The organism is Arthrobacter sp. G.S.26, assembly GCF_050847375.1.
Classification (GTDB): Bacteria; Actinomycetota; Actinomycetes; order Actinomycetales; family Micrococcaceae; genus Arthrobacter.
Map to the genome: position 1 here is coordinate 4,054,370 of NZ_CP193752.1, position 19,193 is coordinate 4,073,562.

The following is a 19,193-nucleotide window of genomic DNA, read 5'->3' on the forward strand; positions in this document are numbered from 1 at the left end:
TGTTAAGCGCTAGGAACCCCGGGGCGCCTTTGTATAGTCCGCACAGAGCTGCAGGAAGCGGGTGTTGGCCTCGGCTTCACCGATGCTCACCCGGACACCCTCATCCGGAAACAACCGGACCGACAGTGCCCTTGCCGCCGCTTCCGCGGCGAAACCGGCACTGTCGGATCCCAAGGCCAGCCAGACGAAGTTGCCCTGGGCTTCCGGGACAGCCCAGTCCAGGTGCCGCAGCCCCGCAACCACACGGTCGCGTTCGTCCACCAGGGTTTGTACCCTTCCTACAACTTCGGGGAAATTCTGCAGTGAAACGACGGCTGCCTTTTCGGCGATCTGCGACACCGCAAACGGCGTGGCAGCCGCCCGGAGGTACTGCGTGATGCCGGGATTACTGACGCTGTAGCCCACCCTGAGCCCGGCCAGTCCATGGGCCTTCGAGAAGGTCCGCAGCACCACTACATTGGGATAGCCGCGGTAGAGGTCGATGCCGTCCACGGCCCCGTCCGACCGGACGAACTCCTGGTAGGCCTCATCGATGACCACCACCACGTCCGCAGGCACGGCACGGATGAAGGACTCGGTTTCGGCTGCCTGGAGCGCCGGTCCTGTGGGGTTGTTGGGCGTGCAGAGCAGAATGACGCGGGTCCGGGCAGAAACGGCGGCCGCCATGGCCGCGAGGTCGTGCCGGCCGTCCGGGGTGACAGGGATGCGGACGCTTTCAGCGCCGGCCAAACCAACGCTGATGGGATAGGCCTCGAAGGAACGCCAGGCGTAGATCACTTCATCCGGCTTGCCGTCTTCGTTCCGGCCGGCAAAGGCGGCCAGGATCTGGTTCAGCGCTCCGAGGCTGCCTGCCCCGGTCACGATGTCGTCCGATGGGACGTCCAGGAAATCCGCGAGCTCCGAGCGCAGCCGGCTGCTCAGCGGATCAGGGTAACGGTTGACGTCCGATTGCTCCGCGATGGCCGCCAGGACGGCGGGCAACGGCGGCAACGGGTTCTCGTTCGACGAGAGTTTGTAGCTGTCCAGTCCTTCGACAACGGCCGGCGGTTTGCCGGCGGCGTAGCGGGGCAACCCGGCCACCACCGGACGCGGCGGGATTGCGCCGCCCAGGGACTCTGCTGAGGTCATGCCCTCCAGCCTACTTCTCCCACCGCCCCGGCCTGGGGCAATTGCTGCCCGGTCCAGCCCGTTTCCGTGCGGTGTGGAACCATGGAGGGCATGGGTTCCTTTCTCCTGCGGGTCATCGTCAACGCTGCGGCAATCTGGGTGGCCGGCTGGGTCCTTCCCGGCCTGGAGATCTCCAGCGGCGCGGCATCGGACGTCGTGGCAAAAACCGGCGTCACCGAAAACACCGACACCATCGGCATTGTCCTTGCCTATCTGTTCATCGGCGCCATCTTCGGGGTGGTCAACGCCTTTGTCCGGCCCTTGGTCCGCGCCCTGGCGCTGCCAATCACCATCCTGACCCTTGGCCTGTTCACCGTGGTGATCAACGCTGGCATGCTTTTCCTGACAGCCTGGATCAGCAGTTACACCCCGGTGCATTTCACCATTGACTCGTTTTTCTGGACGGCAGTCCTGGCAGCCGTCATCATCTCGCTGGTCTCCCTTGTGGCGGGCATCCTGCCGGGCCTCAACCGGCGGTAAGATCCGGCCAGGTCCTTTCCTCACCTCCCACCCAGGCCACGCTCCCTGCCCCGCGGTTCCGTGGCCGGCGCCCGCCGCGGCAGCTCCCGGGACCGGGTGAGCTGGAACCTCGTAGCGGTGGCACTGCCGCCAGCTCCCAGCAGAACACCCAGCGCCGCAGTGGTGGACACCAGGGAAGGGTCGGAGCTGGCGGCGACCAGCCGCGCGCCGTTTTCGTAGCCGCTGAGGCTGTGGCCGGCACCCAGCCCGCCCTCCCCCGGGCCGGCAACGGGCGGGCTGCCAAGGGTTACGGTGACACGGTCCCGGGTGTCCGGGTTGGGGGTGCCGTCCGCGCCCGGCACCCAGTCTGCCCGGTGTTCCAGATGCAGGGACCCAACACCCGGCGGAGCGTTGATTCCCGCCACCGGAGACCCTGCCGTCAGCACGTAGCCGACGTTGTACTCGTGGCGGATCCGCGGGTCCGCCACGAGGTTCATGGCGTGGATGCCGCCCTGGCTGTAGCCCACGGCCACCACCGACGCGCCCGGTTCAGCGCCCGCCGCCCGGAGCGCCGACAGGATGGCGGCGTCGATTTCCGCCGAGCCGTAGAACATTCCTTCGGCTATGCCGGCCTCGTCGAACGGGTTCTCCCCTCCCATCCGGCTGCCGGCGGCCTGGGTGCCCGGAACCACCACCACGTACGTCTTGGCCGGACCGGCGCCCACGGCCAGGATCTCAATGAACCCGGCGCCGCGGGCGTCGATGAGCCGGACACGTTCCAGCAGCCCGGCCGGTGAGCTGTCCAGGGCCACGGACAGCGTTTCCTCCTGCCGGAGCTGCAGCGGCCTGGGCCGAAGGAAACCCATCAGCAGGTCCCGGAGCTGCGGTGCCCGGGCGATCCGGCGTCGGGTGTCCGCGGATTCCAGCCCCAGGGTGGACACCAGCCCTTCCACGGAGCTCCGGTCCGGTACTCCGGTGCCGGCCATGGTGGCCATCGAACCCCGGATGTCCGCAACGCCTGCGAACCCCAGGAACCGGACGGCGTCCGCCCGCCATTCCGCCAGTTCATACTCGCGCCGGCAGTCGCGGATGCGGGTACTGAGCTGCTGCATCTCCTGCCGGACAAGGCGGAGGCTCCACTGGCTGTTCCGCACCGCAGCGACATGCGGCGCCGCCGACCACGGCGCCGCACCGGCGATCATGCCCAGTTGCTCACCGATCCTGCCCACCTCCGTTTCCGCTGCCAGGAGGTCAGCTGCGAGGGAATCCAGCTTCTCCGCACCACCCGTCAGCTCCTCGAGCTGAACGGCTATCCCGCCGGCGCCGCCACGGATGGTCAGGTACCCGTCCCGGGCAGGGCCGGACAGGCCGATCCCGCCGCCCTCCGCCTGCGGGTAGCCGGACACATTGCCGGCGGCAAGCCTGCGCGCGGACATCACGGCCAGCCCGGGAACGCCTGGCCGGGGAGGCTTCCGCCGGCCAAAGTGGAGCTTCCGGACAACGGGACTTCCGGAACGAAGCGTGACACTGCCGCGCGGGCCTCGGCCAACCGTTCCAGGGACTGCGCCAGGGCGGCCGCCTGGACCGACACCGCCTCCCGGTACGCCTGTCCCGCCGGGGACTGCCACTCAAGCAGCTGGATATCCCGGCACCCGGCAAGGACCTGCTCAACACGCACCGAACAGCCCGCCAGCCGGGACACCAGGTGCCCCACCGCCTCCTGCGCGCCGGCTCCGGACCATGGGTCCATCGCCGCATCCGTGACCATTTTGTCCCTCCCTGCTCCGTACCCCACCTGCCTTGTGCGGCCTCGTACTGCCTGCTTTTTGACCCCTGCCTTGTGCCGCCGCCGCACTCTCTTTGCCGACAGGCACCACGCTACGAACGGCCGGCGCGCCGGCCAAGAACCGTTGCGGCCTATGTGGACAAGGTGCGAAGCCAGCAGCCACCCCTGACCGGGCAACCGCCCCTGCACGGGTAACAAGGAAGGCCGGCTTAAGCGCCGCACCAGGTTCGTGAAAGAATCAGCACATGCCTGAAACTGCCGCCACAGCTGACACCCGTACGCCCTCCGGACGACTCGCCCTCGCCGCGTCCCCGGAGCAGATCGCCCTGGGCCCGCTGGACGGCCGCTACCAGTCCGCCGTCGCGCCCCTCGTGGACTACCTATCCGAGGCGGCCCTGAACCGTGACCGTGTAGCCGTTGAAGTTGAATGGCTCATCCACCTGACCAGTAACAACGTTCTTCCCGGCGCGGGTCCGCTGACGGCGGACCAGCAGGCAAAGCTCCGCGCCATCGTGACGGAGTTCGATGCCGCGTCAGTGGTTGAACTCGCCGAAATCGAGGCTGTCACGGTGCACGACGTCAAGGCCGTGGAGTACTACATCGGCCGCCGGCTGGACGGGATCGGCATCACCAACCTGACCGCCATGGTCCACTTCGGCTGCACGTCCGAGGACATCAACAACCTTTCGTACGCCCTGGGTGTCAAGGGCGCGGTGGAGGACGTGTGGCTCCCGGCCGCGCGCACGCTCGTGGCGCAGATCAGCCGGATGGCCGAGGAAAACCGGGCGGTCCCCATGCTGTCCCGCACCCACGGCCAGCCCGCCACCCCCACCACGCTGGGCAAGGAACTGGCCGTCATTGCGCACCGCCTCACCCGCCAGCTGGACCGCATTTCCAGCACTGAGTACCTGGGCAAGATCAACGGTGCCACCGGCACCTACGCGGCCCACGTCGCTTCCGTTCCGGGCGCCGACTGGCAGCAGGTGGCCAGGTCCTTCGTGGAAGGCCTGGGCCTGGCCTGGAACCCGCTCACCACCCAGATCGAAAGCCACGACTGGCAGGCTGAACTGTACGCCGACGTCGCACGCTTCAACCGCATCCTGCACAACGTCTGCACGGACATCTGGAGCTACATTTCCATCGGCTACTTCGCGCAGGTTCCCGTGGCAGGCGCCACCGGGTCCTCCACAATGCCGCACAAGGTCAACCCCATCCGCTTCGAAAACGCCGAGGCCAACCTGGAAATTTCCTCCGGGCTGCTGGACGTCCTGGGCTCCACCCTGGTCACGTCCCGCTGGCAGCGCGACCTGACCGACTCCTCCAGCCAGCGCAACATCGGTGTGGCCTTCGGCCACTCGCTGCTTGCCATCTCCAACGTGGCCAAAGGCCTGGAGCGCCTTGACGTGGCCGAGGACGTCCTTGCCGGCGATCTCGACACCAACTGGGAAGTGCTGGGCGAGGCCATCCAGATGGTGATGCGCGCAGAGGCGATCGCCGGCGTCGAGGGCATGGAGAACCCCTACGAGCGGCTGAAGGACCTCACCCGCGGACAGCGTGTGGACGGCGCCCGCATGCAGGAGTTCGTCCAGGGCCTTGGCCTGTCCGCTGACGCCGAAGCCCGCCTGCTGGCCCTTACGCCGGGCAAGTACACGGGTATCGCCGACCAGCTGGTAGACCACCTCAAGTAGGCTCCAGCGCCGGGGCAGTTGCCCGACGGCGGGACCGGACCTTTCGAAGGTCCGGTCCCGTTTTGCGTCCCAGTGCCAGACTGGAACCATGAAGCTGCTGCTGATCCGTCATGGCCAGACGCCCGGAAACGTCTTGGGCCAGCTGGACACCGCCCACCCCGGCCCCGGCCTTACCGAACTGGGCCAGCGCCAGGCCGAAGCCATGGCCCGGTCCCTGGCCAACGAGCCCATCGGGGCCCTGTATGCGTCCACCCTGGTGCGGACACAGCTGACGGCAGCACCCCTGGGCCACCGCCAGGGCCTGGATGTGACGGTGCTTGATGGCCTGCACGAGATCGAGGCCGGTGCCCTGGAGAAGCTGACCGACCACGAGTCCCACCTCCGCTACATCGGGACCGTGATTTCCTGGATCGCCGGGGACCTGGACCGTCGGATGCCTGCAGGCCCTGACGGCCACGCGTTTTTTGGGCGCTTTGATGCCGCAGTGGCGCATGTGGTCGACCTGGCGGAGCAGGCGGGCCACGGCACGGTGGCGATCGTCAGCCACGGCGCGGCCATCCGCACCTGGGCGGGCCGCCGGGTGTCGGGCGCCGGCCCCGACTTCGCCAACCGGCACGTCCTGGAAAACACCGGGATTGTGGCGGTGGAGGGCGGACCAGCGGACGGCTGGACGCTGGTCCATTGGGATGGCAGCCCGGTGGGCGGCCTGGCCCTGGCGGATCCCACTGCGGAGGATCCTACGGGCACCACCCTGGCCGGCGGCTAGGGAACAGCGCGGCCAAGCCGCGCCGCAGCGTCCGCGGCTTCCGCAGCCGTGGGCCGTGCGGCGCTGTCCATGGCGGTCAAAGACCTGAGGAATGCGCCCCATTCCGGGCCCAGGACGGCAGGGACCTCCGGGTCCCGGAGGGTCCTGGCAACGAGCGATTCGATGGCCGTACCGGGGAAGGCCTTGGTGCCGGTGAGGACTTCGAGCAGGACCAGCCCCATGGAATAGACATCCCAGGACGGCCGGGTGTTGGCCCCGGCGGCCTGTTCAGGACTCATGTAGTGGACCGTCCCGGACGAGATGCCGAGCTCCGCAGCGGAGCCCGCCGCCGCTGCGATGCCGAAGTCGATGATCCGGACCGGGCTCCGGCGCAGGCCACTCAGCATCAGGTTGGCAGGCTTGATGTCCCGGTGGACCAGGCCGCCCGCGTGCAGGTGGGCCAGGGCGCCGAACAGGTCCGCCGACCAACGGGCCACCTCGGCCGGGTGGTGGCCGCCGGCCTGCGCCGCCGCGGCCAGGCTGCTTCCATGGGCCAGCTCCTGCACCAGGAAGGGCCGCCCATGGTGGGGGCCGCCGCTGATGGTGCCTGCTGTAATAAAGCTGATGATGGCCGGGTGCTGCAGCGAGGCCAGGACGGCAGCCTCGTGCAGCAGGCGGTCCGGTTGCCCTTCGGGGCGGTGGAACCCGATCTTCACGGCCACATCCGGACCGCCCGCGGAGTCAACGGCCCGGTACACCTCAGCTGCCGCACCGCGGCCAAGCCGCTCGCGGAGGCCCAGGGTGGCTGGCAGGCCAGTTGATCGGCTGCCGGAGCTGCGGGGCTCTGCCGGCTGCAGCGGGACACGGGGCAGGGTTCTGCCAGGCCGGGCAGCCAGGGCGTAGGCAGGCAGGGCGGAGGCGCGCCGGCGGGCAGCCGGCACGGTGGTGCTCACGCGGACAGGGCGGTGGTGCGCCGGCGGGACGGGCCCGCAGACAACGTTTCCGGAGTGGCGGCGTCTCCGCCAGGCAGCCGGGCATCCAGCTGGAACCCGCAGCTGCAGCGCCACACCGGGGGAAGGTGGACCGGGCCGCCGCCTGCAGGTCCAAAGGTGTAGTCCGCCGCTGTGGAGCGGGGCGTAAACAGGACCATGGCCGTACCGCAATGGACCGCTTCGCTGCCCGTCACCCCGCGGGGGCTCCAGGACCCGGTGATGTGACGGGGCGCAGGACGGCCGTTGTGCTGCATAACTTCCGGAAAGGCGACCAAGGTTTTCACAACTCCATCGGGAGGGATCCAGCATCTTGATCGTAAGCATACATATTACTAGCCAAACTAGCTAGTCGCTTCGGGGCCCTCCAGGGCTTCGGTCATTCGCTGCAGGAAGTCCACCACGATCCGGGCCTGGTCTGCGGTGAGGGTTTCCGCCACCGACATCATCCTGCGGTGCATGGCGCCGAGCGTATGCCGCACCTCCTGATCGGATTCACCCGTGGGAATGACAATGATGGAGCGTCGGTCCGAGGGGTGCGCCTCCCTGCGGACGTGCCCGCTGGCCACCAGGCGGTCGATCAGCGTTGTGGTGGACGCGCTGGTGATGCCCAGGAACAGGCTCAGGTCTTTGGGTACTGAGGATTTTCCCGCCGCCTGGGACCGGAGGAGGTACCGCAGGGCCAGGATGTCCGTCTCGCCCATTCCCATGGAGTCACGGGTGGATTTGCGGACACTCGTTTCGGCTGTGCGGTAGTCCCGCAGTGACTTCAGCACGGCAGCGCTGCTGTCCAGTTGCCCGTCGGGTCCGTACCAGTAGCCGGAGCCCTCATTACCCGCAGAAGCCATGCGAACATCTTAGTCCACCTGCTAACTAGGAAATCGAACAACAGGGACTTCGCGTTATCCGTCCGCTTACCCCCGTGAAACACCGGCGTAACCGCGCACTCGTAGCCTTGGTTTGCATAACCCTTCGGCGAATCGAGGCAGACATGCAGACCAACCCACGGCTGAACATCAGGCAGGTGGCCTGGTCCAACCCTGTGGGTGCCGATCTGCGCCGGGCCCAGCAGGCGGAACTTGATGCCCGCTTCGGGACACCGGATCACGAACCCGGCCAGCCGCCGTCGGGCGCTGACTGTGCCGTTTTCCTGGTGGCCTACGACAAGGGTTCCGGGCAGCCCGTGGGCTGCGGCGGGCTGCGGATACTGGACGCGCTGACGGCCGAAATCAAACGGCTGTACGTCCTGCCGTACACGCGGGGCTCCGGAGTGGCCAGCTCAATCCTCGCCGCCCTTGAGGCGGAGGCGTTCAGGCAGGGCATCACGCGGATCAAAGCGGAAGCCGGATCGGCCCAGCCGGATGGACGGAACTTCTACGAGAACAGCGGCTTCGAACCGGTCCCGAACTTCGGCGCCTACGCGGGCGTGGAGCACTCCTACTGCTACGCCAAGTCCATCAACGCCCGGAGCGCGGCGCACACCGCCATGGCCTGAGGCGGCGGCCAACGTCATAATGGGGGCCGCGCGGCGTCGTCAGCTACCCTCGCCGTATGGACCCCGCAGACATCACCTTCCGGACCCGCAAGTGGGTCCGGCCCGAAGACCTCAACGCCAACGGCACCCTGTTCGGTGGGAGCCTGCTCAAATGGATTGACGAGGAGGCGGCCATTTACGCCATCCTGCAACTGGGCAACGGCCGGGCGGTCACCAAGTACATTTCCGAGATCAACTTCGTCAGCTCTGCGGTCCAGGGCGACCTGATCGAAATGGGCCTGACGGCCACGCGCTTCGGCCGCACGTCACTGACCATGCGCGCGGAGGTCCGGAACATGATCACGCGGCACAGCATCCTCACCATCGAGGAAATCGTTTTTGTGAACCTCAGCCCCGCCGGCCGGCCCGAGCCGCACGGCTACACTGAAATCACGTATGACCGGGACAGGATCCCCAACCACCACCTTACGGACACGCTCAGCCAGGACTGACGACGGCGGCCTGCCGCCTTCCATGGTGGGGGCGCCGGGGGCACTGATGGGCGCCGCTGGCCGGCAGCCGCAGCCCCGGCCGTACCTGCTGAAAGGATCCTCTTTGTCCAAGCTTTACTTCCGCTATGGCGCCATGAACTCCGGGAAGTCCACCGGGCTGCTCCAGGCGGCGTTCAACTATGAGGAACGCGGCCAGCGTGTCCTCCTGGCCAAGCCGGACGTCGATACCAAGGGTGACACGGACATCGTGTCCCGGCTGGGGATGACCCGGTCCGTGGACTTCCTGATCACCCCCGGGGCGGACGTCCGCGCACTCTTCACGGCCCACGCTGCCGGCGACGATCCCGATGCCCTGCTCGAACACGTCGACCAGAAGCCTGTCGCGTGCCTGCTGGTGGACGAAGCGCAGTTCCTGAGCCCGGAACAGGTGGATGACCTGTTCCGGATTGCCATCCTGGACAGTGTTCCCGTGCTGGCCTACGGCATCCGGACGGATTTCCTTACCCACGCGTTTCCCGGGTCGCGGCGACTCCTTGAAGTGGCCCACACGCTGGAGGAGCTCAAAACCATCTGCCGCTGTGGGCGGAAGGCTATTTTCAACACCCGGCGCGTGGGCAACGCGGTGGTGTTCGACGGCGACCAGGTAGCCATCGACGGCAAGGACGTCTGGTACGAGTCGCTCTGCGGCGCCTGCTACCTCGAGGTGTCCGGCGGCCGGCTGGGTTCCTGACCTCCGCCGGCAACCCCGGTTGCTATGTGGCCGACGGCCAGCCGGTGTAGGCCTCGGCCAGGTAGGCCAAGCCGTGCCGGGACGACACCACGGAGTTCAGCTCGCCAAGCTGGCGGGCCCGGGAGAAGTCGTCGGCATCCGCCGGGGTGTGCAGCATGGTGGTCATCCAGTAGGAGAACTGCTGCGCCTTCCACACCCGCTCCAGGGCCCGGTCACCATAGGAATCCAGGAGCAACCCCGAGCGGGAGTTGTAGTGGCTGTCCAGGCCTTCAAAAAGGACCTTGACGTCATGGATGGCAAGGTTCAGGCCCTTGGCGCCGGTGGGCGGGACCGTATGGGCGGCGTCGCCCACCAGAAACAGGTTCCCGTAGCGCATCGGAGCCTGGACGAAACTGCGGAAGGGCAGGACCATTTTGTCGATGACCGGGCCTTCGTTCAGCTCGAAGCCGTTGCCGTTGACCCGGTTGCGGAACTCGGCCCAGATCCTGTCGTCGTCCCAGTCCTGGACGTTCTCCCTGGGATCGCATTGGAAGTACATCCGCTGCACGGTTTCGGTGCGCTGGCTGATCAGGGCGAAGCCGTTGGCGGAATTGGCATAGATCAGTTCGTCGGAGCTGCGCGGCGCTTCGGCCAGGATGCCGAACCAGGCGAAGGGGTATTCGTGGAAGTAGCGGGTCCTGGCGGATTCCGGCACCAGGGATCGGCATTGGCTCCGCGAGCCGTCGGCGCCCACCACAAAGTCGGCCCGGAGTTCGTACTCCACGCCTTCCGCATCGGTGAAGTGGACCACCGGCTTGCCCTCGGGGTTGTGGACGGAGGTGTCCGTGACGCTGTAGCGGACGTCGCCGCCGTCGGCTTTCCGCCGTGCGGCCAGGTCAAGGAAGACGTCGGTCTGCGGGTACAGCCACACGGCCTCCCCCACGAGGTCGTTGAAATCGACGCGGTGGCTTTCGCCATTGAACCGCAGCTCAATGCCATCGTGCCGGTCGCCCTCGCGCAGCACGCGGTCCGAAACCCCGCTGTCCACCAGCAGGTTCACCGTCCCGTGTTCCAGGATTCCGGCCCGGACGGTCTCGGAGATGTCCTGGTGGCTGCGGACTTCGATGACGGTGGACTCAATACCGGTCTTCGCCAGCAGGTGCGAAAGCATCAGTCCGGCGGGACCGGCCCCCATGATGGCCACCTGGGTGGTGATGATCGTGCGTGCTGCCATGGCTGTCTCGCTTCGCTGCGGGGCCCTTTGCCGGGGCCGGATGGGGGGCGTCTGGCTATCAGTGTGCCGCCGGAGGCGTGACTGCGGTAACACCTATTCCGTTCAACGGAATCAGGGTTCATCCCGTCCCAGCCGCCGGGCGATCCCCCTCGCGGCCGTCTGCAGCGCGGGAACCAGCGCCTGCAGCCGCATTTCCTGCAGCGGAACCACGATGCCAAGCGCGGCCACTGCGCGTTTTTTGCCGTCAATCACGGGAACGGCGATGCCCCACGTGTCCGGATCAACCACGCCGGCGAGCTGCGCATAGCCCTGGTGGGCTGTTTCGCTGAGCAGCCCACGCATGGCGTCGACGGTCGCTTTCCCAGCGGGGTCCGCGAATTGGGCCAGGTAGTCGGCCTGCAGAGCCATGTCCTGGTGCGCCATCAGGGCAAGCCCGGCTGACGAGACGTGCACTGGCATCCTGCCGGCCACCTTGGCCCGGTTGACCACGGATCCGCGGCGGGACAGCCGTTCCACAAAGAGCGCCTCCCAGCCGTCCAGGACCGCGAGGTTGACGTTCTGGTTCAGGACCTGCTGGATGTCCTCCATAAACGGCATGGCGGCCTGCCGGAGCGCCAGGGTGGGCGAATTCCGGTTCACCAGCTCCCACAGGCGCAGTCCCAGCCGGACCGTGCCGCCGGCGCCGGTTTCAAGCAGTCCGTGGGCCGCCAGCTGCCGGACCAGCCGGTGGGCGGTGGTGAGCGGAAGCCCAGCGCGGACGGCCAGGTCGGAGAGCTGGAGGCTGCTGGCACCCTCGGGGAAGGCGGCGATCACCCGCACCACCCGATCCACCACCGAATCCCCCGAGACTGAATTGGCCATGCCCATCGCTTCCATTGAATGGTAGAACTTGTTCCAGATTACACTCCCCGGTGATACAAATCTCACTAAGGGTTTGCACCGCCGCGCCCGCGGCCGTGCGCCGCCACACTCCATTCACGATGTACCGAGGTTTGTAATGCCAATGACGCCAGCGCAACACCGATCGAAGTGGCCCGTCTGGCTGTGCTGGCTGGCGATGGTCCTGGACGGCTTTGACTTGGTGGTCCTGGGCACTGTCATCCCAACGCTGATCAAGACCCAGGACCTGGGGTTCGACGCCGTCGGGGCCACCTATGCCGCGACGATCTCGCTGGTGGGTGTGGGCATCGGGGCGCTCTTTATCGCACCGCTCTCTGACCGGTTTGGCCGGCGGCGGCTCCTGGTGGCCTGCGTGCTGTGGTTCTCCATTTTCACCATTGCTGTGGTGTTCGCCCCGAACGTGGCCGTCTTCGGCATTTTCCGCCTGCTGGCCGGCCTGGGCCTGGGCGCCTGCCTGCCCGCGGCCCTGGCGTACATGAATGACTACGCACCGGCTGGCACGGCCGGCAAGTCCACCACCCGCACCATGACCGGCTACCACGTGGGTGCCGTGGCCACAGCGTTCCTGGCCATCCTGGTGGTGCCGGACTGGCGGATCATGTTTGTGGTGGGTGGCCTCGCCGGTTTCGCTCTGGTGCCTTTCCTCTGGTTCAAGCTTCCGGAGACACTGCCTGCAGTCACCGTCGACGTCGGAGCCGGCGCCGGCGCTGCCGGTACCACCGGGAAAGCCGTGGAGGAACCGGCACCCACCACACCCGCAGCGCGCGCCAGCTTCCGGGACCTGGCCCGCAAGCCCTACCCGCTGGTGGCCCTGGCCATCGCTGTCGCGTCCTTTATGGGACTCCTGCTGGTGTACGGCCTGAACACCTGGCTGCCGCAGCTGATGGCCGCCGCAGGCTACACCGTCAGCACCGGCCTGGTGCTGCTCCTGGTCCTGAACGTGGGGGCCGTGGTCGGCCTGGTGGTGGCGGGCATCCTCGCCGACAAGCACGGCACCAAAAAGATCGTCCTGCTGTGGTTCGGGTTGTCCGCGGTGCTGCTGGCCATCCTCAGCGTCAAGATCCAGAGCGAGCTGCTGCTCAACGCCGCAGTGTTCGTCACGGGTGTCTTTGTGTTCAGCTCGCAGGTGCTTGTCTACGCCTGGGTCAGCCAGCTCTTCCCCGCCCGGCTGCGCGCAACTGCCCTGGGCTTCGCGGCGGGCGTGGGCCGGTTCGGCGCCATCATGGGCCCGGCCGTCACCGGAACACTGGTTGCGGCGGGGATCGCGTATCCGTGGGGCTTCTATGTCTTCGCGGCTGCCGCCGTCATCGCGGTGGTGGCGCTGGTGACCGTTCCGCACGCCATCGCACCGGCACCCGGCCGGGAAACCGTCGTCGGGCAGTCCCCAAACCAGCCGTAACCGGGCGCATCCGCCGGGGCACAAGTCCCGGCAGTCCTAGGCCCGGCGCAGGCGCCGCCACAGCGTGGGTGCCAGCACCACCGCAATGCCCACGGCCGCACCGATGATGGTTTCCACGATGCGGTCCCGGAGCAGGGTGGCCGGTGAGGCCGGGACCACCAGCAGGGTGGAGATCAGCGCCAGCGGAGTCACGAACAGCTGGGCCAGGAGGTACTGGCGGAGGATGAACATCTCCGCCCCGAACTGGCACAGCGCCATGACAAGGATCGTCTGCCATGGTTGCAGGTCCAGCAGTACAATCCCGGCCAGGAGCACCAGCCCCAGCCCGGTGCCGACAATACGCTGCACACCACGGCTGACGCGGTGCCGGGTGGTGTGCCCCACCAACGGGACCACGGCGGCCACCATGGCCCAGTAATTGTGGCCGAAGCCCAGCTGCGCCCCCACCCAGGTGGCCAGTGTCCCGGCCAGGCCGGCAGCCACCAGGTACCCCAGCCCTTCAAGCCAGGCAGCCCGTTTCTCCTCGGCGGTGCGGCGAAGGGGCCTGGGGCGGACCCACTGCGCGCGGTGGCCGGGCAGCGCGCGGGCCGAGAACCCGATCAGCAGGCAAAAGGCGGTGGTGAGGACGGCTACCAGCAGCCCCTGCCACAGCGGGGGCTGGTTGGGGATGGAGGCGATGGCCGCGAAGGCGAAGATGTGGAACAGCGACCCGGCCGGACGCAGCCGCTGCCAGGAGATGGCCACCGAGCAGGCTCCGGCAACCAGGGTGGTGGCCAGGACCAGGAGCCAGGTGGTGGTGGCCGCATCGAGGTTCCAGGCCGCGCCCATCCGCGCCGCGAGGGAGGCCAGGAGGATGACCACCAGCATCAGCCCGCCGGCCCGGAGCTGGAGGAAGAAACGGGTTCCGTGGGGTTCGCCGCGGCCGTAGATGCCGGTGAAGGCGCCGAACGAAGCGAAAATGGCCAGGTCCAGCCTGCCCAGGAGGACCAAAGTGAAGAGCGGAACGAAGACGCCTACCGCGCACCGGATGGCCGGGTGGTGGTCCTTGTTGCCGGGCGCGAGGCTGAACATTTCAGCGAGCATCTTCACGGGGAACAGCGCCTTTCCTGCGGGGCCGGGGGTGGTTTTTATGGGGGGGCGGCCGCGCTGACGTTCCCTCAGCATCCTACGCCCGCACCCCCGGCCGGCGCCCGGCAAGGCTAACCTGCCGCCAGCATGCGGTGCAGGCTTCGCATGATCGGAACCGCCGGGCAACACCGCCGAAACAGCCCCCGGCAATCCTTGGACCATGGACATCCACGCTCGTCTTTCCCCTGCAGCTGCGCTCAGCTGCGAAGTCTGCGGCCTGATGCCCGAGCCGCCCAAGGCCCGCCTCACCCTCGCCAACGTGGCCATGATGCTTCCCATTGAACTGCTGGTCCATGCCCTGGTGGTGGGCACCCACCTGCCGTACCTGGCCAAGGTGGTGGTCCTGACCGTCACCGCCACAGTCCTGGTGATCTGGGTGGCGGAACCCTCCGCATCCCGCCGGGTCCTGCGCAGCTGGCTGCACGCACCTGCGCTTCGGCACCGGCGGCGGCTGGCCGCGGCACCGGCCCTGTGGCGGGCGCGGACCATGCTCCGGGATGAGCCCGGGGCCCTGCAGCGGGTCACCGCGGCATTGGCAGGACTGGATGCGAACATCCTCAGCATTCACGTCCATCCGGTGCCGTCCGGGGTCCTGGACGAGTTTTTCCTGTCTGCCCCCGGGGACATCGGCGAGCGCCAGCTGGTGGCGGCGCTGCAGGAGGCCGGCGGAATCAGTTCCCAGGCCTGGCCCACCACGTCCCTGGCGATGGCGGACGGGCAGACCCGCGCGCTGAGCCTCGCGGCCCGGATCGCCGGCGCCCCGGAAGAGCTGCCACTGGCGGTGGCGGAGCTGCTCCGGGCGCGGATCCTCACCCCTGCGGAAGCGCACCAGGGAACGCCCGACGCCGGGACGCATCTGAAGATTCCCACCGCCTGGCACGGCCCCATTACGTTCGCCCGGCCCGGCGAACCCTTCACGCCCGCCGAATCGGCCCGGGCGCACCGCCTGGCTGAACTTGCCGAGACGGTGGCGCACCGGAACACCGCCTGCGTTCCCCCGCCCAACTAGGTAGCAGCAAGTGTCGTTATGACGCCCCAAAACGACATCTTCTGCTACCTGGTTGGGGCGCGTGAGCCTACATCCGGATGGTCAGGGCGCCCGGGTCCACTGTCATCAGGACGTGCTTGCCCTCGCCCTCGTGGTCGCCGTCCAGCTGGTAGTCCTGGTCGCTTTCCAGCAAAATTTCCACCGATTTGCCCTGGAAGTACTCCACGGCGGTGTCCTTGGTTTTTCCCTTGCCGATGATGCCGGCCAGGACGGAGAGCCAGCCGAGCTTGCCGTGGTGGGGCGCCAGGACCGCAATGTCCAGCAGCCCGTCGTCCACCTTGGCGTCCGGGAAGATCTCCAGGTTGCCCTGGACCTTGCCGCAGTTGCCCACCATGACGCTGCGGACCCCGCGCTGGGACACGGTCTTGCCGTCGATAACCACGCTGGCCTTGACCGGCTTGCCGGGGAGGTTGCGGATGCCGGCGTCCACATAGGCCAGCCAGCCCACCTTGTCCTTGAGGTCGGAATTGGTGTCCGCCATGATCGTGGCGTCGTAGCCCACTCCGGCCATGACCAGGAAGACCTGTTCCTTGTTGTCCCGCCGGGCCCTGACCACGTCGATTTTCCGTTCGGTGCCGGCCAGCGCACCTGCCATGGCGCCGTCGAAATCGGTCACGTCCATGCCCAGGTTCCGGGCCAGCAGGTTTCCCGTGCCCATCGGCAGCAGGCCCATGGGGGTGTCCCCGCCGGCCAGGACCTCGGCGACGCACCGCACGGTCCCGTCGCCGCCGGCGGCGATGACAATGTCCGCGCCCTTGGCGAGCGCTTCCTTGGCCTGGCCCACGCCGGGATCCTCCTTGGTGGTCTCCAGCCAGATGGGCTCACCCCAGCCGTTTTCCACGGAGTGCCTGGCTACCAGGCCTTTCACGTCGAAGTCCACCGGCTTTGAGGGGTTGACGATGATGGCGGCGCGCCTGGGGGAGGTGGTGCTGGATTCAGTCATGGTGTCCTCTGGGAGCGAAGGGAAGGGTGCTGCTGAAAGAACAGTAGCGCGGCCGGCCGGCTACAGCGCCTTTACCGCCCCCAGCACCTTGGCCAGGGATTCCTTGGCGTCGCCGAACAGCAGCGAGGTTTGCGGCTCGTAGAGCAGCTCGTTTTCGATCCCTGCGAAGCCCGGCCGCATGGAGCGCTTGAGGAACACCACCTGCCGGGCCGCCGCCACCTCCAGGATGGGCATGCCGTAGATCGGCGACCCAGGGGAGGTCCTGGCTGCCGGGTTCACCACATCGTTGGCACCCACCACCAGGGCGACGTCGGCGGTTTTGAACTCTCCGTTGATTTCGCCCATCTCCTTGAGCGATTCATAGGGGACATTGGCCTCGGCCAGCAGGACGTTCATATGCCCGGGCATCCGGCCGGCCACGGGGTGGATCGCGAATTCCACGGTGATGCCCCTGGCCTCCAGCGCCTGCGCCAGTTCCGCGGCGGTGTGCTGGCCCTGCGCCACGGCGAGGCCGTACCCCGGCACGATGATCACGTGCTGTGCGTACCCCAGCAGCACCGCCACGTCCTCTGGGCTGGAGGACCTGACCGGACGTTCGCTCACAACGGTGGATCCCGCCGTCGAGCCTCCCCGGAAGGCGCCGAACAGGATGCCCGCCACGCTGCGGCCCATCGCCGCGGCCATGGCACGGGTCAGGATGGTGCCCGACGCGCCCACCAGCGTGCCGGCCACCACCAGGAGCACGTTGCCGAGCACCACACCGGACGCGGCGACGGCGAGGCCGGTGAACGCGTTCAGCAGGGAGATGACAATGGGCACGTCCGCGCCGCCCACGGGCAGCACCAGCAGGGTGCCCGCAGCCAGCCCGAGGACCAGCAGCGCTACCGCCAAGGCCGTTGATCCGGTGGCCATCACGACGGCGGCAGCAGCCACGGCGGCCACCAGCACCGCCGCCATCAGCACGGGCAGGCCCGGGAACAGGATGGGCCGGGTGGTGATCAGTTCCTGCAGCTTGGCGAACGTGACGGCGGACCCGGCGAAGGACACCGCTCCCACCAGGAGCGTAAACACGATGGCCAGCCGCAGCCAGGGGTCCGGGGCGTGGTCCAGCTCCAGGAAGGCCACCAGCGCGGCAGCACCGCCGCCCACCCCGTTGAACAGCGCCACCAGCTGCGGCATCTGGGTCATCTTCACCCGCCGGGCCACGGGCGCCGCCACGAGGGAACCCACCGCGATGGCGGCCAGGATCCAGGGGATGTTGGCCAGCCGGACGGACAGGAAAACGGTCACGACGGCGATCACGGCACCCAGCGCACCGATCAGGTTGCCGCGACGGGCCGACCTGGGCGAACTCAGGCCGCGGAGGGCAAGGATGAAGCACACCGAGGCGGCGAGGTACAGCAGGGAGGTCCACGCCGGAGACAGGAGGATCACGGCTGCTCCCCCTTCCGGCCGGCCCGGGCAGGACCTTTCCGGCCGAACATGTGCAGCATCCGGTCGGTGACCACAAAACCGCCCACCAGGTTGGCGGTGGCCAGGACCACGGCCAGCAGGGCCAGTGCCAGGAGCCAGGGCTCTGCGGCCTGGCCTGCCACGATGATGGCGCCAACCAGGATGATCCCGTGGATGGCGTTGGCGCCGGACATCAGGGGCGTGTGCAGGGTGCTGGAGACCTTGGAGACCACCTCAAAGCCGACAAACACGGCAAGGACCGTAACAGTCAGCAGGCTCATTCCGTCCATTACCGCTCCCCTTCCTGTCCGTTGCCGGTTTCCTGCCGGGCCGTACCCAGCAGGTCCGCCGTGGGCTGGTGCCGCACGGCGCCGCCCGAGGTCAGGCACGCCCCCGCCACCACCTCGTCGCCGAAATCAGGGGCCAAGGCACCGTCCCGGACCAGCAGGCCCACCAGGTTGGCGACGTTTTTGGCATAGAGGCGGGAAGAGTCTGCCGCCATGGCCGACGCCGGGTCCTTGAGGCCCACCAGCTGCACGTGGCCGGACCCGTCAGCGGTGGGGACTGCGGTGTCCTGCCCCGCCACCACCCCTTCGACGTTTCCGCCGGATTCGGCAGCCAGGTCCACCACCACGGAACCCGACCGCATGCCCTGGACCATGTCCAGGGTCACCAGCAGCGGTGCGCGCCTGCCGGGGACGGCCGCCGTCGTGATCAGGACATCCGCATCCGCCACGTGGGGTGCCAGCAGCTGCCGCTGCCGGGTGCCGGCGTCGGAACTGAGCTGGCGGGCGTACCCGCCGGCGGCTTCCGCCGTTTCGAGGTCCAGCCTGATGAACGTGCCACCCAGCGATGCCACCTCGTCCGCTGAGGCAGGCCGGATGTCGTTGGCGAAAACGCGGGCGCCCAGGCGTTTAGCGGTGCCGATGGCCTGCAGCCCGGCCACTCCTGCGCCCAGCACCAGGACCCGAGCGGGCGGGACCGTTCCAGCGGCTGTCATATACAGGGGAAAAAACCGGGGCAGCCGGATCGCGGCTTCCAGGACGCAGCGGTAGCCGGCCACCAACGCCTGGGAGCTCAGCGCGTCCATGGACTGGGCCCGGGAGATGCGGGGCACCAGTTCCAGTGCGAAGCTGGTCACGCCAGCGTCCGCGAGCGCCCGGACGGTGGCCAGTTCCGAAGACGGCGAGGCAAAGCCCACGGTGATGGCCCCCGGCTTCAGGAGCCGGGCGGTGCCGGGATCCAGGGGCCTCACGTGGGCCAGGAGGTCCAGACCCGCCAGGTCGAGGTCCGGCACGATCCTGGCGCCGGCCTGTTCGTAGTCCCGGTCCGGGTGCCCCGCGGCCTCCCCGGCGCCGGCTTCCACCAGGACTTCGAGCCCCAGTCCGGTCAGCTGCCTGGCGGTGTCCGGCGTCCCGGCGACGCGGCGTTCGCCGTCCCGGCGTTCGCGCGGTATGCCCAGTTGCACCGCAGCCTCCCTCGCTCAGTGGTGCTGCGGCGGGCTGGCCAGGACCCGCCTGGCAGGCCGGGATCCGCGGCGGCGTCACTGCTGCACGTAGT

Annotated in this window: 21 protein-coding genes; 8 read left to right on the forward strand and 13 right to left on the reverse strand. The window is 68.1% G+C overall.

What is annotated here, in order from left to right; translation table 11 throughout:
- Positions 1 to 9: 9 nt before the first annotated feature.
- Positions 10 to 1,128 carry a histidinol-phosphate transaminase gene (locus ACRB8A_RS18580; RefSeq protein ID WP_082484234.1) on the reverse strand — a complete coding sequence of 373 codons (1,119 nt, stop codon included), beginning with the start codon at positions 1,126 to 1,128 and terminating at the stop codon, positions 10 to 12.
- Between the two features lie 90 nt (positions 1,129 to 1,218).
- Here ACRB8A_RS18580 and ACRB8A_RS18585 point away from each other — a divergent pair, with 90 nt between their 5' ends.
- The gene (locus ACRB8A_RS18585; protein ID WP_056599675.1) at positions 1,219 to 1,647 is read left to right on the forward strand and encodes a phage holin family protein; all 429 of its coding nucleotides are present in this window, start codon (positions 1,219 to 1,221) and stop codon (positions 1,645 to 1,647) included.
- Between the two features lie 20 nt (positions 1,648 to 1,667).
- On the opposite strand, the gene ACRB8A_RS18590 is transcribed toward ACRB8A_RS18585, so the two are convergent.
- A complete protein-coding gene (locus ACRB8A_RS18590) occupies positions 1,668 to 3,062 on the reverse strand; it encodes a hypothetical protein (protein ID WP_432245296.1) in 1,395 nt (464 codons plus the stop codon).
- The gene (locus tag ACRB8A_RS18595; RefSeq protein ID WP_432245297.1) at positions 3,062 to 3,376 is read right to left on the reverse strand and encodes a hypothetical protein; all 315 of its coding nucleotides are present in this window, start codon (positions 3,374 to 3,376) and stop codon (positions 3,062 to 3,064) included. Before ACRB8A_RS18595 ends, ACRB8A_RS18590 begins: the two co-directional genes overlap by 1 nt.
- 281 nt (positions 3,377 to 3,657) lie before the next feature.
- Between ACRB8A_RS18595 and purB the strand changes: the two genes are divergently transcribed.
- Complete coding sequence (gene purB, locus ACRB8A_RS18600; protein ID WP_432245298.1) at positions 3,658 to 5,100, forward strand: adenylosuccinate lyase; 1,443 nt, start codon at positions 3,658 to 3,660, stop codon at positions 5,098 to 5,100.
- A gap of 88 nt (positions 5,101 to 5,188) precedes the next feature.
- Complete coding sequence (locus ACRB8A_RS18605; protein ID WP_050683618.1) at positions 5,189 to 5,866, forward strand: histidine phosphatase family protein; 678 nt, start codon at positions 5,189 to 5,191, stop codon at positions 5,864 to 5,866.
- On the opposite strand, the gene ACRB8A_RS18610 is transcribed toward ACRB8A_RS18605, so the two are convergent.
- The 3 genes from ACRB8A_RS18610 to ACRB8A_RS18620 are packed head-to-tail and all read right to left on the reverse strand — an operon-like array spanning position 5,863 to position 7,682.
- Positions 5,863 to 6,798 (reverse strand): serine/threonine-protein kinase, encoded by a 936-nt coding sequence (locus tag ACRB8A_RS18610; RefSeq protein ID WP_432245299.1) that lies wholly within the window; start codon positions 6,796 to 6,798, stop codon positions 5,863 to 5,865. The two genes, ACRB8A_RS18605 and ACRB8A_RS18610, sit on opposite strands and share 4 nt — an antisense overlap.
- Entirely contained in the window at positions 6,795 to 7,121 is a 327-nt protein-coding gene (locus ACRB8A_RS18615) for a hypothetical protein (RefSeq protein WP_050683619.1), read from the reverse strand. Before ACRB8A_RS18615 ends, ACRB8A_RS18610 begins: the two co-directional genes overlap by 4 nt.
- Positions 7,122 to 7,178: 57 nt before the next feature.
- Positions 7,179 to 7,682, reverse strand: a complete 504-nt coding sequence (locus ACRB8A_RS18620; RefSeq protein WP_050683620.1) for a MarR family winged helix-turn-helix transcriptional regulator — start codon at positions 7,680 to 7,682, stop codon at positions 7,179 to 7,181.
- A 143-nt stretch (positions 7,683 to 7,825) separates the two neighbouring features.
- Here ACRB8A_RS18620 and ACRB8A_RS18625 point away from each other — a divergent pair, with 143 nt between their 5' ends.
- From ACRB8A_RS18625 to ACRB8A_RS18635, 3 genes are all read left to right on the forward strand, one after another.
- Positions 7,826 to 8,329: a GNAT family N-acetyltransferase gene (locus tag ACRB8A_RS18625; protein WP_050683621.1), complete on the forward strand. Its 504-nt coding sequence runs from the start codon at positions 7,826 to 7,828 to the stop codon at positions 8,327 to 8,329.
- Between the two features lie 56 nt (positions 8,330 to 8,385).
- Positions 8,386 to 8,820, forward strand: a complete 435-nt coding sequence (locus tag ACRB8A_RS18630) for an acyl-CoA thioesterase (RefSeq protein ID WP_082178100.1) — start codon at positions 8,386 to 8,388, stop codon at positions 8,818 to 8,820.
- A gap of 103 nt (positions 8,821 to 8,923) precedes the next feature.
- Positions 8,924 to 9,550: a thymidine kinase gene (locus ACRB8A_RS18635; protein WP_050683643.1), complete on the forward strand. Its 627-nt coding sequence runs from the start codon at positions 8,924 to 8,926 to the stop codon at positions 9,548 to 9,550.
- A gap of 22 nt (positions 9,551 to 9,572) precedes the next feature.
- On the opposite strand, the gene ACRB8A_RS18640 is transcribed toward ACRB8A_RS18635, so the two are convergent.
- Positions 9,573 to 10,763 (reverse strand): 4-hydroxybenzoate 3-monooxygenase, encoded by a 1,191-nt coding sequence (locus tag ACRB8A_RS18640; RefSeq protein ID WP_432245300.1) that lies wholly within the window; start codon positions 10,761 to 10,763, stop codon positions 9,573 to 9,575.
- 111 nt (positions 10,764 to 10,874) lie between these two features.
- A complete protein-coding gene (locus tag ACRB8A_RS18645; protein ID WP_432245301.1) occupies positions 10,875 to 11,624 on the reverse strand; it encodes an IclR family transcriptional regulator in 750 nt (249 codons plus the stop codon).
- A 142-nt stretch (positions 11,625 to 11,766) separates the two neighbouring features.
- Here ACRB8A_RS18645 and ACRB8A_RS18650 point away from each other — a divergent pair, with 142 nt between their 5' ends.
- Positions 11,767 to 13,062: an MFS transporter gene (locus tag ACRB8A_RS18650; protein WP_432245302.1), complete on the forward strand. Its 1,296-nt coding sequence runs from the start codon at positions 11,767 to 11,769 to the stop codon at positions 13,060 to 13,062.
- A gap of 36 nt (positions 13,063 to 13,098) precedes the next feature.
- Here ACRB8A_RS18650 and ACRB8A_RS18655 read toward each other — a convergent pair whose 3' ends face one another.
- On the reverse strand, positions 13,099 to 14,151 hold the full coding sequence (locus tag ACRB8A_RS18655) for an FUSC family protein (protein ID WP_285241328.1): 1,053 nt from the start codon (positions 14,149 to 14,151) through the stop codon (positions 13,099 to 13,101).
- A 199-nt stretch (positions 14,152 to 14,350) separates the two neighbouring features.
- On the opposite strand from ACRB8A_RS18655, the gene ACRB8A_RS18660 reads away from it, so the two are divergent.
- The gene (locus ACRB8A_RS18660; RefSeq protein WP_432245303.1) at positions 14,351 to 15,199 is read left to right on the forward strand and encodes an ACT domain-containing protein; all 849 of its coding nucleotides are present in this window, start codon (positions 14,351 to 14,353) and stop codon (positions 15,197 to 15,199) included.
- 67 nt (positions 15,200 to 15,266) lie between these two features.
- Here ACRB8A_RS18660 and ACRB8A_RS18665 read toward each other — a convergent pair whose 3' ends face one another.
- From ACRB8A_RS18665 to ACRB8A_RS18680, 4 genes are read right to left on the reverse strand one after another with little or no spacing between them, the layout of a single operon-like run.
- Positions 15,267 to 16,181: a diacylglycerol/lipid kinase family protein gene (locus tag ACRB8A_RS18665; protein WP_432245304.1), complete on the reverse strand. Its 915-nt coding sequence runs from the start codon at positions 16,179 to 16,181 to the stop codon at positions 15,267 to 15,269.
- Positions 16,182 to 16,241: 60 nt separating this feature from the next.
- Complete coding sequence (locus ACRB8A_RS18670) at positions 16,242 to 17,615, reverse strand: NAD(P)(+) transhydrogenase (Re/Si-specific) subunit beta (RefSeq protein ID WP_285241325.1); 1,374 nt, start codon at positions 17,613 to 17,615, stop codon at positions 16,242 to 16,244.
- A complete protein-coding gene (locus tag ACRB8A_RS18675) occupies positions 17,612 to 17,923 on the reverse strand; it encodes an NAD(P) transhydrogenase subunit alpha (protein ID WP_050683628.1) in 312 nt (103 codons plus the stop codon). The genes ACRB8A_RS18670 and ACRB8A_RS18675 overlap by 4 nt, the downstream gene beginning before the upstream one ends.
- Positions 17,923 to 19,101, reverse strand: a complete 1,179-nt coding sequence (locus tag ACRB8A_RS18680; protein ID WP_432245305.1) for a Re/Si-specific NAD(P)(+) transhydrogenase subunit alpha — start codon at positions 19,099 to 19,101, stop codon at positions 17,923 to 17,925. Before ACRB8A_RS18680 ends, ACRB8A_RS18675 begins: the two co-directional genes overlap by 1 nt.
- Positions 19,102 to 19,193: the final 92 nt, after the last annotated feature.

Coding starts and splice junctions, on each gene's coding strand:
- ACRB8A_RS18580 (WP_082484234.1), bottom strand. CDS start 1,128: ATGACCTCAGCAGAGTCCCTGGGCGGCGCAATCCCGCCGCGTCCGGTG.
- ACRB8A_RS18585 (WP_056599675.1), top strand. CDS start 1,219: ATGGGTTCCTTTCTCCTGCGGGTCATCGTCAACGCTGCGGCAATCTGG.
- ACRB8A_RS18590 (WP_432245296.1), bottom strand. CDS start 3,062: ATGTCCGCGCGCAGGCTTGCCGCCGGCAATGTGTCCGGCTACCCGCAG.
- ACRB8A_RS18595 (WP_432245297.1), bottom strand. CDS start 3,376: ATGGACCCATGGTCCGGAGCCGGCGCGCAGGAGGCGGTGGGGCACCTG.
- purB (WP_432245298.1), top strand. CDS start 3,658: ATGCCTGAAACTGCCGCCACAGCTGACACCCGTACGCCCTCCGGACGA.
- ACRB8A_RS18605 (WP_050683618.1), top strand. CDS start 5,189: ATGAAGCTGCTGCTGATCCGTCATGGCCAGACGCCCGGAAACGTCTTG.
- ACRB8A_RS18620 (WP_050683620.1), bottom strand. CDS start 7,682: ATGGCTTCTGCGGGTAATGAGGGCTCCGGCTACTGGTACGGACCCGAC.
- ACRB8A_RS18625 (WP_050683621.1), top strand. CDS start 7,826: ATGCAGACCAACCCACGGCTGAACATCAGGCAGGTGGCCTGGTCCAAC.
- ACRB8A_RS18630 (WP_082178100.1), top strand. CDS start 8,386: ATGGACCCCGCAGACATCACCTTCCGGACCCGCAAGTGGGTCCGGCCC.
- ACRB8A_RS18640 (WP_432245300.1), bottom strand. CDS start 10,763: ATGGCAGCACGCACGATCATCACCACCCAGGTGGCCATCATGGGGGCC.
- ACRB8A_RS18645 (WP_432245301.1), bottom strand. CDS start 11,624: ATGGCCAATTCAGTCTCGGGGGATTCGGTGGTGGATCGGGTGGTGCGG.
- ACRB8A_RS18650 (WP_432245302.1), top strand. CDS start 11,767: ATGACGCCAGCGCAACACCGATCGAAGTGGCCCGTCTGGCTGTGCTGG.
- ACRB8A_RS18660 (WP_432245303.1), top strand. CDS start 14,351: ATGGACATCCACGCTCGTCTTTCCCCTGCAGCTGCGCTCAGCTGCGAA.
- ACRB8A_RS18665 (WP_432245304.1), bottom strand. CDS start 16,181: ATGACTGAATCCAGCACCACCTCCCCCAGGCGCGCCGCCATCATCGTC.
- ACRB8A_RS18675 (WP_050683628.1), bottom strand. CDS start 17,923: ATGGACGGAATGAGCCTGCTGACTGTTACGGTCCTTGCCGTGTTTGTC.